The organism is Pseudomonas sp. Pme6b (assembly GCF_058129925.1).
In genome coordinates, this window is record NZ_CM176704.1 from 4,941,326 (window position 1) to 4,957,391 (window position 16,066).

The 16,066-nt window shown below is 59.4% G+C and carries 12 protein-coding genes; 11 read left to right on the forward strand and 1 reads right to left on the reverse strand.

Going from position 1 to position 16,066, the window contains the following annotated elements; all coding sequences use genetic code 11:
• Position 1 precedes the first annotated feature (1 nt).
• The 11 genes from algK (at position 2) to AC4ANE_RS22450 (ending at position 13,766) form a co-directional block, all read left to right on the forward strand.
• Entirely contained in the window at positions 2–1,414 is a 1,413-nt protein-coding gene (algK, locus tag AC4ANE_RS22400; protein WP_002552253.1) for an alginate biosynthesis TPR repeat lipoprotein AlgK, read from the forward strand.
• Complete coding sequence (locus AC4ANE_RS22405) at positions 1,411–2,892, forward strand: alginate export family protein (protein WP_002552252.1); 1,482 nt, start codon at positions 1,411–1,413, stop codon at positions 2,890–2,892. Before algK ends, AC4ANE_RS22405 begins: the two co-directional genes overlap by 4 nt.
• A gap of 26 nt (positions 2,893–2,918) precedes the next feature.
• Positions 2,919–4,529 carry a mannuronan 5-epimerase AlgG gene (algG, locus tag AC4ANE_RS22410; protein WP_031595140.1) on the forward strand — a complete coding sequence of 537 codons (1,611 nt, stop codon included), beginning with the start codon at positions 2,919–2,921 and terminating at the stop codon, positions 4,527–4,529.
• Positions 4,530–4,543: 14 nt separating this feature from the next.
• Positions 4,544–5,983 carry an alginate O-acetyltransferase AlgX-related protein gene (locus tag AC4ANE_RS22415; protein WP_002552251.1) on the forward strand — a complete coding sequence of 480 codons (1,440 nt, stop codon included), beginning with the start codon at positions 4,544–4,546 and terminating at the stop codon, positions 5,981–5,983.
• Positions 5,984–5,991: 8 nt separating this feature from the next.
• Positions 5,992–7,128, forward strand: coding sequence for a mannuronate-specific alginate lyase (locus AC4ANE_RS22420; protein WP_002552250.1), 1,137 nt, complete (start codon positions 5,992–5,994; stop codon positions 7,126–7,128).
• 191 nt (positions 7,129–7,319) lie between these two features.
• Positions 7,320–8,876, forward strand: a complete 1,557-nt coding sequence (locus tag AC4ANE_RS22425; RefSeq protein WP_005732684.1) for an MBOAT family O-acyltransferase — start codon at positions 7,320–7,322, stop codon at positions 8,874–8,876.
• 10 nt (positions 8,877–8,886) lie between these two features.
• Positions 8,887–10,062: an alginate O-acetyltransferase gene (locus AC4ANE_RS22430; protein WP_031595142.1), complete on the forward strand. Its 1,176-nt coding sequence runs from the start codon at positions 8,887–8,889 to the stop codon at positions 10,060–10,062.
• A gap of 12 nt (positions 10,063–10,074) precedes the next feature.
• Positions 10,075–10,743, forward strand: coding sequence for an alginate O-acetyltransferase AlgF (locus AC4ANE_RS22435; protein WP_002552248.1), 669 nt, complete (start codon positions 10,075–10,077; stop codon positions 10,741–10,743).
• Between the two features lie 118 nt (positions 10,744–10,861).
• Complete coding sequence (locus AC4ANE_RS22440) at positions 10,862–12,313, forward strand: mannose-1-phosphate guanylyltransferase/mannose-6-phosphate isomerase (RefSeq protein WP_460408529.1); 1,452 nt, start codon at positions 10,862–10,864, stop codon at positions 12,311–12,313.
• 152 nt (positions 12,314–12,465) lie between these two features.
• Positions 12,466–12,930 carry a hypothetical protein gene (locus tag AC4ANE_RS22445; protein ID WP_002552246.1) on the forward strand — a complete coding sequence of 155 codons (465 nt, stop codon included), beginning with the start codon at positions 12,466–12,468 and terminating at the stop codon, positions 12,928–12,930.
• A gap of 17 nt (positions 12,931–12,947) precedes the next feature.
• Positions 12,948–13,766: an SDR family oxidoreductase gene (locus tag AC4ANE_RS22450; protein ID WP_002552245.1), complete on the forward strand. Its 819-nt coding sequence runs from the start codon at positions 12,948–12,950 to the stop codon at positions 13,764–13,766.
• Positions 13,767–13,936: 170 nt separating this feature from the next.
• Here AC4ANE_RS22450 and AC4ANE_RS22455 read toward each other — a convergent pair whose 3' ends face one another.
• Positions 13,937–15,925 (reverse strand): efflux transporter outer membrane subunit, encoded by a 1,989-nt coding sequence (locus tag AC4ANE_RS22455; RefSeq protein WP_460408531.1) that lies wholly within the window; start codon positions 15,923–15,925, stop codon positions 13,937–13,939.
• Positions 15,926–16,066: the final 141 nt, after the last annotated feature.

Consider the following 16,066-nt stretch of genomic DNA (forward strand, 5'->3'; position numbering starts at 1 on the left):
CATGAACAGCCCACTACGACGCCTGTCTACCCCCACGCTACTGAGCCTCGCCGTCGCGCTCGGCCTGAGCGGCTGTGCCGGCCTGCCTGATCAACGCCTTGCCAATGAAGCCCTGAAAAACGGCGACACTGCATTGGCGGAGCAGAACTATCGGCAGCTGGCGGACCTGGGCTACAGCGACGCGCAAGTCGGCCTTGCTGATATTCAGGTCGCGACTCGCGACCCGGCTCAGCTCAAGCAGGCCGAGGCTACCTACCGCGCTGCCGCGCAGATCTCCCCTCGGGCGCAGTCGCGCCTGGGCCGTCTGCTGGCGGCCAAGCCCGACGCTACCGAAGCCGAACATCGCGAAGCCGAAGGCCTGCTGAAAAAGGCGTTCGCCAATGGCGAATCCGGCACCCTGATCCCGCTGGCGATGCTGTATCTGCAATACCCGCACACCTTCCCTGAAGTGAATGCGCAACAGAAGATCAGTGAGTGGCGCGCTGCCGGTTATCCGGAGGCAGGTCTGGCTCAGGTGCTGCTGTATCGCACGCAAGGCACTTATGCTCAACACCTCGATGAGGTCGAGAGCATCTGCAAACAGGCACTGTCAGCCACGGATATCTGCTACGTCGAGCTGGCTACTGTCTACCAGACACGCGGCCAGGCCGAGCAGCGCACGGCCTTGATCGAAAAGCTCAAGAGCGACTACGCCGCTGGCCGCGTCAATGCCCAACGAGTGGACAGCGTCGCGCGTGTACTGGGTGACTCCACCATCGGTACGCCAGACGAAAAGACCGCTCAGCAATTGCTGGAAAGCGTTGCGCCTGGCTACCCGGTCTCGTGGGTAACGCTGGCCAAACTGCTTTACGACTTCCCCGAACTGGGCGACGTCAACAAGATGATGGAATACCTGAACAACGGCCGCGCGGCCGATCAGCCTCGCGCCGAGCTGCTGCTTGGACGCCTGTACTACGAAGGCAAATGGGTCACGCCCGATGCCTTCAAGGCCGAGGAGCACCTGAAGAAAGCCACAGCAACAGAGATTTCCGCCCATTACTACCTGGGTCAGATCTACCGCCGTGGCTACCTCGGTCAGGTGTACTCGCAAAAAGCCGTGGACGAGTTGCTGACCGCAGCCCGTGGTGGCCAGAACAGCGCAGATTTCGCCCTCGCGCAACTGTTCTCGCAGGGCAAGGGCACGATGCCCGACCCGGTCAACGCCTGGGTGTTCGCGCAACTGGCGCTGGCCAGTCAGACCCCGCAAGCGACCGAGCTTGCCGAGGCCCTCAATACACAACTGCCGCCTGAAAAGCTCGCCACCGCCAAAGACCTGTTGGCACGCGAGCAAAAAGTCCGGGGCGCTACCGCTACTCAGAACGCGATGGCGATGCAGGCCCTGCAAGAAGAAAAAGACGGTGAGGAAGCATTATGAAGTTGAATCCCCTGATGGCTGCTGGCATGGGCCTTGGCTTCACCCTGTTGTGGGCCTGCCCGACGCTGGCAGCGCTGACCGAAGAACAGAATTTCGGTATCGAAGTGAAAGCCACGGCACAGGCCGAGGATGATCGCGATCTGGGCACCCGTTCGGGCGGCGACGTCAACGGTGTGGGCCTGGACCTGCGCCCTTGGGTCTATGGTGAGCGCGGCAACTGGAGCGGTTATGCCATGGGCCAGGTGGTCACCGCCACCGACACCATTCAGACCGACCCGCTGGAGCAGAGCAACAGCGACGGCAGCGGAACGCAAACCTCCCGTGGCACTGCCAGCGAACGCGAAGTCGACAAGTCCTATGCTGCGCTGCGTGAATTCTGGATCGGCTACAGTGGCTTCACGCCCTACCCCGGCGAAATACTCAAAGTGGGTCGTCAGCGTCTGCGCAACGACGATGGTCAGTGGCATGACACCAATATCGAGGCCATCAACTGGAACTTCGATACCACCTTGCTGCGTGCCGAATTGGGTGCCGCCCAGCGCTTCAGCGAATACCGCACCGACCTGACCGAACTGGCACCCGACGACGAAGACCGCAAGCACCTGTTCGGTTCCGCCAGCTACCAGTGGACCCCCGGCCATTGGGCAGGCGTGCGCGCTCATTACAGTCATGACGACGGCAAGCTCAAGTCTCAGGGCGAGCAACTGGATGATCTGGACAAGACGTCCAACGGCAACCTGACCTGGCTGGGTCTGCAGGCCGACAGCGATGCCTACAACTATCGCAACACCAACCCGCTCAATTACTGGGGCAGCCTGACCTGGCTGAACGGTACACGCGACGAAATCGGCGTGACTTCCGCAGGCAACGACCAGTTCATCGCCGGCGAGAAAAACGACCGCGACATGAATGGCTGGGCCACTGACCTGGGTCTGCGTCTGCGTCTTGACCCGCAATGGCAAGTCGGTGCGGCTTACTCGCGCGCCAGCAAGGATTACGTCCAGAACGGTCTGGAGAGCAACCGCTCGAACTGGACCGGCACGCGTTCGCGCATCCATCGTTTCGGCGAAGCGTTCCAGGGCGAAATGGCCAACGTGGAAAGCGGCTCGCTGTTCGCCTCCTGGCAGATGAACGAGGAATACGATGCGTCGCTGATCTACCACAAGTTCCGTCGAGTGGACGGCAACACCGGTATTGGCGGCTCGGGTATCAATGCAGTGCGTGAAAACGGCAACAGCAACACGTTCAGTTCGCTGCCGCTGGAAGACGGGCGCAAGGACCTGGGTCAGGAAATGGACCTGGTCGTGACCAAGTACTTCAAACAAGGCCTGCTGCCCGCCTCGCTCAGCCAGTCGTTCGACGAACCTTCGGCACTGGTGCGCTTGCGCGCAGGTGTCTTCAAGCCCGGCGATGCGTATCACAACGGCGTGGATGAATACATGCACCGCGCTGTTGTCGACGTCATCTGGCGCTTTTGATGCGAACCGCCAAAGGAGTGCCAGAGATGAACAGTCATACAAGCAATGGGCGTAGCCGAAGCTGGCCGCATGCCCTGCTCGAAAGCGCACTGCTGACCAGCGCTCTGCTGATGGCCAGCGGTGTGGCGCTGGCTAACGCCCCTGTCGTAACCGATGCACAGAAGGCGGTGGTCAAGGAGTTGCACCAGGCCAAGACCTACACCATCACCAGCCCGCCGACCGAGCCCTTGGAAATGTCCAAGCCGGTGTTGCCAGACCTCAAGGGCTATACCGCAGAAGCCGCCTTGAAAAAGATCGTGCGCAACAAGCCGGGTAAGGTGACTGTATCGCGGATGATGGAAGAAACCGGCCTGAAGGAATTCATCGGCGGCGATAACAAGATGGCCGAATGGGTCAACCGTCAGCGCGGCATCCCGCAGGCCATCATGATTTCCGACGGCTACGTGAGCCTGCAGGACCTGGCCAAAAAGGTCCCCAAGCAGTTTCTCAATGAAGTGTCGCCGGGTGTCTATGTGGCGCGCCTGCCGATTCTGATCAAGGAGACCGGGATCTTCGAGATCGACAGCAAGACCAAGGAATTGCGTCTGTCTCAGGAAAAAGGTTCGTTCATCGTCAGCGAAGGCAAGATGCTGATCACCCACACTCAGGTCAACGCCTGGAGTGAAACCCGCAACAGCCTGGCGACCTATCGCAAGCCTGACGAGTTTCGTCCGTTTCTGTTGACCTGGGGTGGCTCGGAAACCTGGATCGCCAATACCAAAATGGCGAGCATGGGCTACGACCAGAGCAAGTCCTATGGCATCAGTATTTCCCAGTACACACCCAACACCGCGAAGATTCTCAAGCGTGCCGAACCGACAGGCTGGATCATCGATTCAGAGTTCTCGGACATGTGGTACGGCTTCTACTGCTATGAAACCCGCGATTTCGTGGTCAAAGGCAACACCTACCGCGACAACATCATTTACGGCATTGACCCGCACGACCGTTCGCACGGTCTGATCATCGCCGAAAACGACGTTTACGGGACCAAGAAGAAGCACGGGATCATCATTTCCCGGGAAGTCGACAACAGCTTCATCTTCCGCAACAAGAGCCACAACAACAAATTGTCCGGCGTGGTTCTGGACCGTAACAGCGTCGGCAACATCGTCGCCTACAACGAGATTTACCAGAACCACACTGACGGCATCACCCTGTACGAAAGCGGCAACAACCTGCTGTGGGGCAATCGCGTGATCGCCAACCGCCGCCACGGTATCCGCGTGCGTAACAGCGTGAATATCAAGCTGTACGAGAACGTCGCCATGGGCAACGGCCTGATGGGCGTTTACGGCCACATCAAGGACTTGAGCGACACCGACCGCGACATTGAGCTCGATCCGTTCGACGCTCAGGTCTCGCTGATCATGGTTGGCGGCGAACTGTCCAGCAATGGTTCCGGCCCGCTGTCCATTGACTCGCCACTGAGTGTCGAGCTGTATCGCGTCTCGATGCTGATGCCTACCAAAGAAGTCGGTATCAGCCTCAACGGCGTGCTCGGTGAGCGCCAGGACGAAATCCTCGACCTGCTGGTACGCCAGAAGAAAGCCGTATTGATCGACCCCGTCGAAAGCCAGACCGAGCTGCGGGAATGAGGAAGGGTATTGTTATGCACGCACATCTGATCAAGCTGTTGAGCCTGTCCAGCCTCACCGCCGCCTTGATGGCCGCCGCTGGTGTCGCTCGGGCAGACGACTCGCAAGCGCCGACGTTCAAGGCCGAGCCTTGCTGCTCTCTGTGCCCGGCCGCGCATGACGCGAAAAACTACACCACGCGTTATCAGCAGAACTTCACCACACTGGTCCAGGCTCAGGGCGACTGGCTGTTCCGGACTCAGGAAGACCTGCGCACCGAATTCGACACCACGCCTGCCGGCTACCGCCGCATGAAAGAACTGCACGATGCGTTCAAAAGCAAAGGCGTCGAACTGGTCGTGGTGTATCAGCCGACCCGTGGTCTGGTAGATCGCAACAAGCTGTTTCCAGCTGAGCGCGACAAGTTCGACTACGACAAGGCGCTGAAAAACTATCAGGCCATGCTCGGCCGCTTCAGCAAGATGGGTTACTGGGTCCCGGACCTGTCGCCGTTGACCAACGAGCAGCAGGCGCATGACTTCTACTTCCGCGGTGACCAGCACTGGACGCCTTACGGCGCACAACGCACGGCGAAAATCGTCGCTGAAACCGTGAAGAAGGTTCCGGGTTACAGCGACATCCCCAAGCGTGAGTTCGAAAGCCATATTTCCGGACGCATGGGCAAAACGGGCACTTTGCACAATATGGCGGGTCAATTGTGCGGCACCAGCTATGCGATCCAGTACATGGATCAGTTCACCACCGAACCCAAGGGTGAGGCGGGCGACGGTGACCTGTTCGGCGATTCCGGCAATCCGGAGATCACGCTGGTCGGCACCAGTCACAGCGGCAAGAACTACAACTTCGCTGGCTTCCTGCAGGAATACATGGGTGCCGACGTGTTGAACGTAGCGTTCCCTGGTGGTGGTCTGGAAGGTTCGATGCTGCAGTACCTGGGCAGTGAAGACTTCCAGAAGCGTCCGCCGAAGATTCTCATCTGGGAATTCTCGCCGCTGTATCGCCTGGATCAGGAGACCATCTATCGCCAGATGATGTCGCTGCTGGACAACGGCTGTGAAGGCAAGCCTGCCGTCATGAGCGCCAGCACCACGCTTAAGCCGGGTACCAACGAATTGCTGGTCAATGGCAAGAATGGCATCAAGGATATCCGCAACGGCAGCAATCAGATCGATATCAAGTTTGACGATACTTCGGTGAAAGTCCTTCAAGCCAGGCTCTGGTACATGAACGGGCGTCACGAAGATCTGAAAATCGAAAAACCGGAAACGTCCGATACTGACGGACGCTTCGCGTTCGAACTGCGCGAAGACGAGGACTGGGCTAACCAGCAATTGCTGGCGCTGGAGATCCAGGGACCGGAAGCAGGCACGGCACCACAGAAAGTCGAAGCCAAAGTATGCAAACGCAACGTGTTCCCGAGCGCTGCGACACACACCGCTCAAGCCGGACTATGAGGTGACTTATGCAGACTCCTAAACTGATACGCCCTACCCTGCTGTCGATGGCAATTCTGTCATCGATGGCCTGGGCTACGGGTGCGTCCGCCGCACTGGTTCCACCCAAGGGCTATGACGCCCCGATCGAAAAAATGAAGACGGGCGATCACAATTTCAGCTGTGAAGCCATTCCAAAGCCGTACACCGACAAGCTGGTTTTCCGCAGCAAGTACGAAGGTTCGGACAAGGCACGTGCGACCCTCAACGCCGTGTCGGAAGAAGCCTTTCGCGATGCGACCAAGGACATCACCGACCTTGAGCGCGGCGTCAGCAAAGTCGTGATGCAGTACATGCGCGACGGTCGTCCGGAACAGCTCGATTGCGCGCTGAACATTATGACTACCTGGGCCAAGGCCGATGCGCTGGAATCTCGCGAGTTCAACCACACCGGCAAGTCAATGCGCAAATGGGCACTGGGCAGCATGTCCTCCGCCTACCTGCGTCTGAAGTTCTCAGAGTCGCATCCGCTGGCCAATCGTCAGCAGGACGCGAAGATCATCGAAGCATGGTTCAGCAAGCTGGCCGACCAGGTGGTCAGCGACTGGAGCAACCTGCCGCTGGAAAAAATCAACAACCACTCGTACTGGGCCGCCTGGTCAGTGATGGCAACCGCCGTAGCCACCAATCGACAGGACCTCTTCGACTGGGCTGTGAAGGAATACAAGGTCGCCGCCAATCAGGTGGACAAGGACGGTTTCCTGCCTAACGAGATGAAGCGTCGTCAACGCGCGCTGTCGTATCACAACTACGCACTGCCGCCGCTCGCGATGATCGCCAGTTTCGCCCAGGCCAACGGTGTCGATCTGCGTCCGGAAAACAATGGTGCCTTGAAGCGCCTGGGTGACCGTGTGCTGGCCGGCGTCAAGGATCCTTCGATTTTCGCTGAACACAACGGCGAGAAACAGGACATGACGGACCTGAAGAAAGATCCGAAATTCGCCTGGCTCGAACCGTACTGCTCGCTCTACGCCTGCAGCCCGGATGTGCTGGAAGAGAAACACGAAAAGCAGCCGTTCAAGACTTTCCGCCTGGGCGGTGACCTGACCAAGGTTTACGACCCAACGCACGAGAAAGGCGACAAGGGCGATAACGACGGCTCCTGATTCACTGTTGTTATTTGTAGGAGCGGACTTGTCCGCGAAGCCCCACGCCCAAGCGATGCATCCATGAGACCGGACCTCGCCTGAGCTGCTTCACCGACAAGCCGTAACGCGACGTGTTTTACCCCCCAATTTCAACGGGGGGTTTGGGGGGGCTTTGAGCCCTTGAATGTTGGACAAACGGAGAGATAAGGATGGTTTTCTCATCCAACGTGTTCCTGTTCCTGTTCATGCCGATCTTCCTCGGCTTGTACTACCTGAGCGGGCAACGCTATCGCAATCTGCTGTTGCTGATTGCCAGCTATATCTTCTACGCCTGGTGGCGTGTGGACTTTCTGGCGTTGTTCGTCGGCGTGACCGTCTGGAACTACTGGATCGGTCTAAAGGTAGGCGCAGCAGGTGTGCGGACCAAACCGGCACAGCGCTGGCTGCTGCTCGGCGTAATCGTGGACCTGTGTATTCTGGGCTACTTCAAATACGCCAACTTCGGTGTGGACAGCATCAACGCAGCCATGACCTCGATGGGTCTTGAACCGTTCATCCTGACCCACGTGCTGTTGCCGATCGGTATCTCGTTCTATGTCTTCGAGTCCATCAGCTACATCATCGACGTTTACCGCGGCGACACCCCGGCCACGCGCAACCTGATCGACTTCGCTGCATTCGTCGCGATCTTCCCGCACTTGATCGCCGGCCCCGTGCTGCGTTTCCGCGACCTGGCCGACCAGTTCAACAACCGCACTCACACGCTGGACAAGTTCTCTGAAGGTGCCACGCGCTTCATGCAGGGCTTCATCAAGAAAGTGTTCATCGCCGACACCCTGGCCGTGGTCGCCGACCACTGCTTCGCTCTGCAGAACCCGACCACCGGCGATGCCTGGCTGGGCGCACTGGCCTACACCGCGCAGTTGTACTTCGACTTCTCCGGTTACAGCGACATGGCCATTGGTCTGGGTCTGATGATGGGTTTCCGCTTCATGGAAAACTTCAAGCAGCCCTACATCAGCCAGTCGATCACCGAGTTCTGGCGTCGCTGGCACATCAGCCTGTCCACCTGGCTGCGTGACTACCTGTACATCACCCTGGGCGGCAACCGTGGCGGCAAGTTCGCGACTTATCGCAACCTGTTCCTGACCATGCTGCTGGGCGGTTTGTGGCACGGTGCCAACGTCACCTACATCATCTGGGGTGCCTGGCACGGCATGTGGCTGGCCATCGAGAAAGCGGTCGGCATCAACACCAAGCCTTACAGCTTCAACCCGATTCGCTGGGCACTGACCTTCTTGCTGGTGGTCATAGGCTGGGTCATCTTCCGCGCCGAAAACCTGCATGTCGCCGGTCGTATGTACAGCGCCATGTTCAGCTTCGGCGAGTGGCAGCTTTCGGAACTCAACCGCGCCAGCCTGACCGGTCTGCAAGTTGCGACACTGGTGGTGGCTTATCTGACGCTGGCGTTCTTCGGTCTGCGCGACTTCTACCAGAACCGCGAAAAAGACACCGGCAAGAGCGCCAAGGCTGACGGTCCTGCGACCGCACAACCGGGCACCATCAAGGCCGTTCCCGGCGATGCTCCCGGCAGTCTGCACCTGCCAGGCTACACCGTGGGCAGCGAAGCCCAGGTGCAGCCCGCGTACTGGGTTGCCGACTGGCCACGTTACGCCATGCGTGCACTGATCCTGCTGCTGTTCGTGGCCTCGATTCTCAAACTCTCGGCGCAAAGCTTCTCGCCGTTCCTTTACTTCCAGTTCTGAGGAGCCTGACATGACCCGTTCATTACGAATCCTCTATATCGCCATCTTCCTGGCCATTCTGCTGGTCCTGGGCGTCTGGTCGCTGCGCAGTTTCAGCACGTTCTCGACCTCGGCCGAGACCACCGTGCTCAACGGCAAGTGGACCAAGGCGGCGGAAACTCATTACGACGATGAGTTCCCGATCAAGCGTCTGGGCACCAACCTGTGGGCAGCGCTGGACTTCAAACTGTTCAACGAAGGTCGTCCGGGTGTTGTGCTTGGCAAGGACCAGTGGTTGTACACCGACGAAGAGTTCGACGCGGTTGCCAACGGCGAGCAGAACGAAGCCGACAACCTGGCGATCATTCAGGGTGTGCGTGACGCGCTGGAAAAACAGGGCACCAAACTGGTCCTGGCGATTGTTCCGGCAAAAACCCGTCTGTACCCGGAGCACATCGGTGACAGCAAGCCTGCCAGCCTGCACACCGACCTGTATCAGCAGTTCCACGCTCAGGTCGCCAAGGCCGGGATCTTTGCCCCGGACCTGCTGGCACCGCTGCAAGCTGCCAAGCAACAGGGCCAGGTTTTCCTGCGCACCGACACCCACTGGACGCCAATGGGTGCCGAAGTCGCCGCGCAGCAACTGAGCGCCGCGATTGCCCAGAAAACACCACTGGAAGGCGAACCTGAGCAGTTCGTCACACAAGCCAAGGGAACCGAAGCCTACAAAGGTGACCTGACTACATTCCTGCCGCTCGATCCGCTGTTCAGCAACATGCTGCCCAAGCCGGACGAGTTGCAGAAACGCAGTACCGATCCGGTAGCAGGCGAAGCGGCAGGCGGTGACGCACTGTTCGCAGACAGCGACATCCCGGTGGGTCTGGTGGGTACCAGCTACAGCGCCAACCCTAACTGGAACTTCGTCGGGGCCTTGAAAGAAGCGCTGCGCAGCGATGTCGTCAACTACGCCGAAGACGGCCATGGCCCGATTCTGCCGATGCTCAAGTACCTGCAGACCGATGCTTTCAAGAACACCCCGCCGCAAGTGGTGATCTGGGAATTCCCGGAGCGCTACCTGCCGGCACACAACGATCTTGGCGAGTTCGATCCGAAGTGGATCGCCGAGCTGAAGAAATCGCGTGACACCCAAGAAAACGTGGCGCTCAACGCCAAACAATCCGAGTCGCCCAACCGGGCGCAAAACTGAGAGGACTGACTCATGACTTTTAACACTACTGCCAACCGTTCGGCCGCAAAACGCATTTTCAAAACCTGCGCAATGGCCGCAGGTCTGGGCCTGATGTCCCTGCAAGCTTTCGCCGGTGACTCCGCCCTGTACGGCCCGACCGCACCAAAAGGCTCGACCTTCGTGCGTGTCTACAACGCCAGCAACGCCGAAATCAGCGCCACCGTTGGCAACACCAACCTCAACGAAGTCGCGCCACTGGGCAGCACTGCGTTCAGCTTCATGCCACAGGGCGACTACACCGCCAAGCTGGGCAGCCAGAGCCTGCCGGTGAAACTGGCGGGTGATCACTACTACACCATCGTCAACAACGCCAGCGGCAAACCGCAGCTGGTTGAAGAGCCGCCGTTCAAGAACAAGCAGAAATCCCTGGTTCGCGTTCAGAACCTCAGCGACAAGTCCCTGACTCTGAAAACCGCCGACGGCAAGACCGAAGTGGTCAACGCTGTAGCGGCCAAAGGCACCGGCGAGCGTGAGATAAACCCGGTCAAAGTCAGCCTGGCGCTGTACGACGGCGACAAGAAAGTCACCGATGTGAAACCAGTGGCACTAGAGCGTGGCGAAGCCGCTGTGCTCTACATCACCGGCAGTGGCAGCAGCCTCTCGCCAGTGTGGGTCAAGCCACCGGTCGCAACCCGCTAAACGGATTATGCAGGTCGGTTCAGGGCATCAGCGCTGAACCGACCCGCGCGGAACAAGAACAAGACAGAAACGACAGACACCTCGTACGGCCCTAATTGAATGCTTTTGGAGAAACAAAATGATTCCAGTTATCTTGTCAGGCGGTAGTGGTTCACGACTCTGGCCGCTTTCGCGTAAACAATTCCCTAAACAGTTCCTGGCACTGACCGGCGAGCACACCCTGTTCCAGCAAACCCTGGAGCGTCTGGTGTTCGAAGGCATGCAGGAGCCTATCGTGGTCTGCAACAAGGACCACCGTTTCATCGTCAACGAGCAACTCGCTGCGCTGAACCTGGAAACCCAGGCGATCCTCATGGAACCGTTCGGCCGCAACACGGCACCAGCCGTTGCCCTGACCGCCATGAAGCTGGTCAACGAAAGCAACGACGGCCTGATGCTGGTGCTGCCAGCCGACCACGTCATCGAAGACCAGAAAGCCCTGCAACGCGCACTGGCACTGGCAACCGTAGCCGCAGAACGCGGCGAAATGGTGCTGTTCGGCGTACCGGCCAACAAGCCTGAAACCGGCTATGGCTACATCAAGTCCACCGCCGATGCCCTGCTGCCCGAAGGCGTCAGCCGCGTGTCGCAGTTCGTCGAAAAGCCTGACGAAAAACGCGCCAGGGAATTCGTCGAAGCCGGTGGTTACTACTGGAACAGCGGCATGTTCCTGTTCCGCGCCAGCCGCTTCCTGGAAGAGCTGAAAAAGCACGATCCGGACATCTACGACACCTGCCTGCTGACCCTTGAGCGCAGTGTGCAGGACGGCGATGCGCTGGAAATCGATTCATCCACGTTTGCTTGCTGCCCGGACAACTCCATCGACTACGCGGTCATGGAAAAAACCCAGCGCGCCTGTGTTGTGCCGCTGTCGGCTGGCTGGAGCGATGTCGGCTGCTGGTCGTCGCTGTGGGAAGTCAACGCCAAGGACGCCAATGGCAACGTCACCAAGGGCGACGTGGTTATTCAGGACAGCCGCAACTGCATGATCCACGGCAACGGCAAACTGGTATCCGTGATCGGTCTGGACAACATCGTGGTCGTCGAAACCAAGGACGCGATGATGATTGCCCACAAGGACAAGGTCCAGGGCGTCAAGCAGATGGTCGCCACCCTCAACGAACAGGGCCGCACCGAGACCCAGAACCACCTCGAAGTGTACCGTCCGTGGGGCTCCTACGATTCGGTAGACATGGGCGGTCGCTTCCAGGTCAAGCGCATCTCCGTCAAGCCAGGCGCTTGCCTGTCACTGCAGATGCACCACCACCGCGCCGAACACTGGATCGTGGTATCCGGTACTGCGCAGGTCACCTGTGACGAAAACGTGTTCCTGCTCACCGAAAACCAGTCCACCTACATCCCGATCGCCTCGGTCCACCGCCTGCGCAACCCAGGCAAGATCCCGTTGGAAATCATCGAAGTGCAATCGGGCAGCTACCTGGGCGAAGACGATATCGAGCGTTTCGAAGATATCTATGGTCGTTCGAACGCGCTGGAAGCGGGTGTGAAGACGCAAACTATCGCTCGTTGATAGGGTTTTAGCTGCACGCTACAGGTAACACAGCCCTCGACAACTCTTTGCGCAGATTTATACGCAGAGAGTTGTCGGGGGCTTTTCATTTGCGCGACGTCCCCCTCCCAGGTTCTGTAGGATGTCCAGCATTACCTTTGCTGGAGACCTGCATGTTTATCGGCATCCTGTTGATCCTGACCTGGCTCATCCTTCTGCTCAGCTACCCGGCGAAGGCCTTGCCCGTCTCGCTGGCTGCGGCGGTCGGGCTTGGGGCGGTGGCGGCCATCGTCATCTGGCAGGACAGCCGGGAAACACGCCAGCTTGAGCGTCTGGATATGCGCCTGAGTTACGATCCGCAAAACTGCCCGGCAGATCGTCCGTTGCAGGTCAGCATCACCAATACCAACCAGGTTGCATTGCAGGAGCTGCGCTGGCGGATCGCGGCCTATGCGCCCGGCGACTCGGTGAATCTGGCGGACAACACCTACACCTCTGCACGCTACCGCGGCCCCGGCGAACTTCAGGCCAAAGGTACGTGGCAGGATTGCGTGCCGCTGCCTGCACTGCGCAATGGCTATCGCCCGCAAACCCTGGAATTTCGCGCAGAACATCTGCAAGGCAGCTTCTCGGACTGATCACAAGGATCTCCCTCATGCCCATCGCTTTGATTACAGGCTGTTCCAGCGGAATCGGTCGTGCACTGGCCGATGCGTTCAAAGCTACTGGCTATGAAGTCTGGGCCACTGCACGCAAGGCCGAGGATGTCGCTGCACTCAGTGCCGCGGGCTTCATTGCCGTGCAGCTGGATGTCAACGACGGACTGGCGCTGGAGCAACTGGCCGCCGGGCTGGAGCACAGCGGTCTGGATGTGTTGATCAATAACGCTGGCTATGGCGCGATGGGGCCGCTGCTCGACGGCGGCGTGGAGGCCTTGCAGCGGCAGTTTGAAACCAATGTGTTTTCCGTCATCGGCGTTACCCGCGCGCTGTTTGCGGCGCTGCGTCGCAACAAAGGCCTGGTAGTCAATATCGGTAGCGTTTCAGGTGTATTGGTCACCCCGTTTGCAGGTGCTTACTGTGCTTCCAAGGCCGCGGTACATGCCCTCAGCGATGCGCTACGTCTGGAGTTGGCACCATTTGGCGTACAGGTGATGGAGGTCCAGCCCGGCGCCATTGCGTCAAGCTTCGCAAAAAATGCCAGTCATGAAGCCGAACAGTTGATCAGTGAACAATCACCCTGGTGGCCTATCCGCGAAGGCATTCGCGCACGTGCAAAGGCTTCACTGGACAACCCTACTCCTGCTACAGAATTTGCCCGCGACCTGCTCAAAGCCGTGCAACAAACCCATCCGCCACGCCTGCTGCGCCTGGGCAACGGCTCACGCCTGCTGCCGCTGATGGCGTGGTTGCTGCCCAAAGGGCTACTGGATATGGGCCTGAGAAAACGCTTTGGATTGAACACCGACTTGTGACGCAGAGCGTCACGAACTGCATTCCCACGCTGGAGCGTGCGGAACGACCACCTGCCTATCGTGCGACGCTCCGATTCGTCAATCCCAATGCTGGAGCGTAGGGAGCGATCATCGCAATTATCGTGCGCTCCGCGTCGCATGCCGTTCTGGACGCTCTGCGTCCTCGATCATCAGCCGTCTAGCGGCCTGACAATCACCGTGCAGGTCATCCCCGCCGCCAGCAATACGCTTTCCGGTACGGAATCCAGATGAATACGCACCGGTACGCGCTGGGCCAGACGCACCCAGTTGAACGTCGGGTTCACGTCAGCGATCAATTCGCGACTTTGCGGGTTGTCGCGGTCGTAGATACCGCGTGCGATGCTTTCGACATGGCCTTTTAGCACTTCGCCACTCATCAACTGCATATCGGCAGGATCGCCCACGTTAAGGTGCGGCAGCTTGGTTTCCTCGAAAAAACCGTAAACCCAGAACGAGTTCATATCGACCACCGCCATCTTCGCTTCGCCGATACGCGCATAGTCGCCGCGATGCACGTTCAGGTTGGTGACATAACCGTCCACCGCCGCCAGCACGCGTGTGCGGGACAGGTTCAGTTCGGCCGCTTCCAGCTGCGCTTGCGCCAATTGGTAATCGGCCAGCGCCGAGGTGGCAACATTGCTCGCGTCGTCACGGTTCTCTGCCGAGATGACCAGTTCATCCATGTCGGCACGGCGCTTCGCGTTGAGCTTGCGCATCTCCCACGTCGCCTTGCGTGAGGCCAGCAACGCCTGCGCCTGTTTGACTGCGATCCGGTAGTGCTCCGGGTCGATCTGCATCAGCAAATCGCCGCGTTTTACCCGTTGATTGTCGTGCACCGGCACATCGACCACGGTGCCGGACAATGCGATGTCGTAGGTCTTTTGTGCCGACGCTACCGACTCGGCGGCAAATGCCTGTTGCTTGTCCATCGAGGCGCGACGAATAAGCTGGTCGGAAATACTTTTCAACGCCATCACCAGCGTTTGGTTGTAATGCGCCACGGCCTGGTCATAAGCGGCCGACGCCTGCCCCAGTTCCGCCCGCAAGCGTCCACCGTCGAAGATCGGCAGGCTGATGGCCGGTCCGACCTTGTAACCCAACTTGCTGCCGGTCAGAAACTCCAGCATGCCGCCGCCCGTGGCCATGTAGCTCAGGCTGCCGACCAGATCGACATTGGGATAAAAGCCCGCATGCGCGACATCGATACCGCGCGCCTGCGCCGCAACCTGCCAGCGAGCGGCCACCACATCAGGCCGCTGCCCCAGAAGTTCAGCGGGCAATGCCGACGGCAACTTCAGCTCGGTGTGCAACGACAGCGCAGGCCGTTGCAGCGCCGCGCCCTCTCCCGGCCCCTTGCCTGCCAGAGCAGCCAGCTGATTGCGGCTCAGGGCGATGGCCTCTTGCAGCGCATCAATCTGCCGGTGGGCCTCGGGCAATGGCGTTTCGGCCTGACTGATTTCGAAATGCGTGCCGATCCCGCCTTTGAGGCGACGCTGCGCCAGATCGAGTATCTGTTGCTGCTGGGCCAGCGCTGCCTCGGCGATATCCAGTCGGGCGTATTCAAGGGACAGCTGGATGTAGGCGCGAACCACGTTTTCCTGCAATTCGAGCTGCGCCTGACGCTGCTCGGCAGCACTCACGTGAGCCAGATCAAGGGCCTGCTCGCTGGCATTGCGTTCACGTCCCCAGAGGTCCAGCGCGTAGCTCAGACCCAACGACGCATTGTTGTCCCAGGTGCGAGTATCGGCCAGCGCTCCGGGACCATAAAACTGATCCTCGGGCCAGTCGTGGCGCATCAGGCTGGCACTGCCCTGCACCGACTCGGATGACTCGGCGATCTGCGCCATCGCTCTTGCCTGGCGCACACGGGCAGCGGCCAGCGCCAGACCCGGGCTGCCAAGCGTAGCAATATCGACCCAGCGATTGAGTTGCGCATCGCCATAGGCACGCCACCATTGCGCTGCGGGCCAATGGGCGTCGAGGGCGGCGCTCTGAATCGCCTGATCGGTGGCCAGGCTGTCCGCGTGCAGAAAACTGCCCTGCGGTTTGATTCCATGTGTTCCGATACAGCCGTTGAGGACCAGCGTAAAAGCCAGGATACCGACGGGCCAGAGCCCTCTGATGATGCGACGCGGCACAGCTGCGAGTTCCCGAACGGAGGTAATACACCTTGAATGGCGGCGATTCTAGGCGGCGCTTGACGCGGCGATAAGCGGGGAGATTTGTGAATCTTTGTTACTGAAACGGCGATAATCCTTTGGTCTGGATACATGCATCCG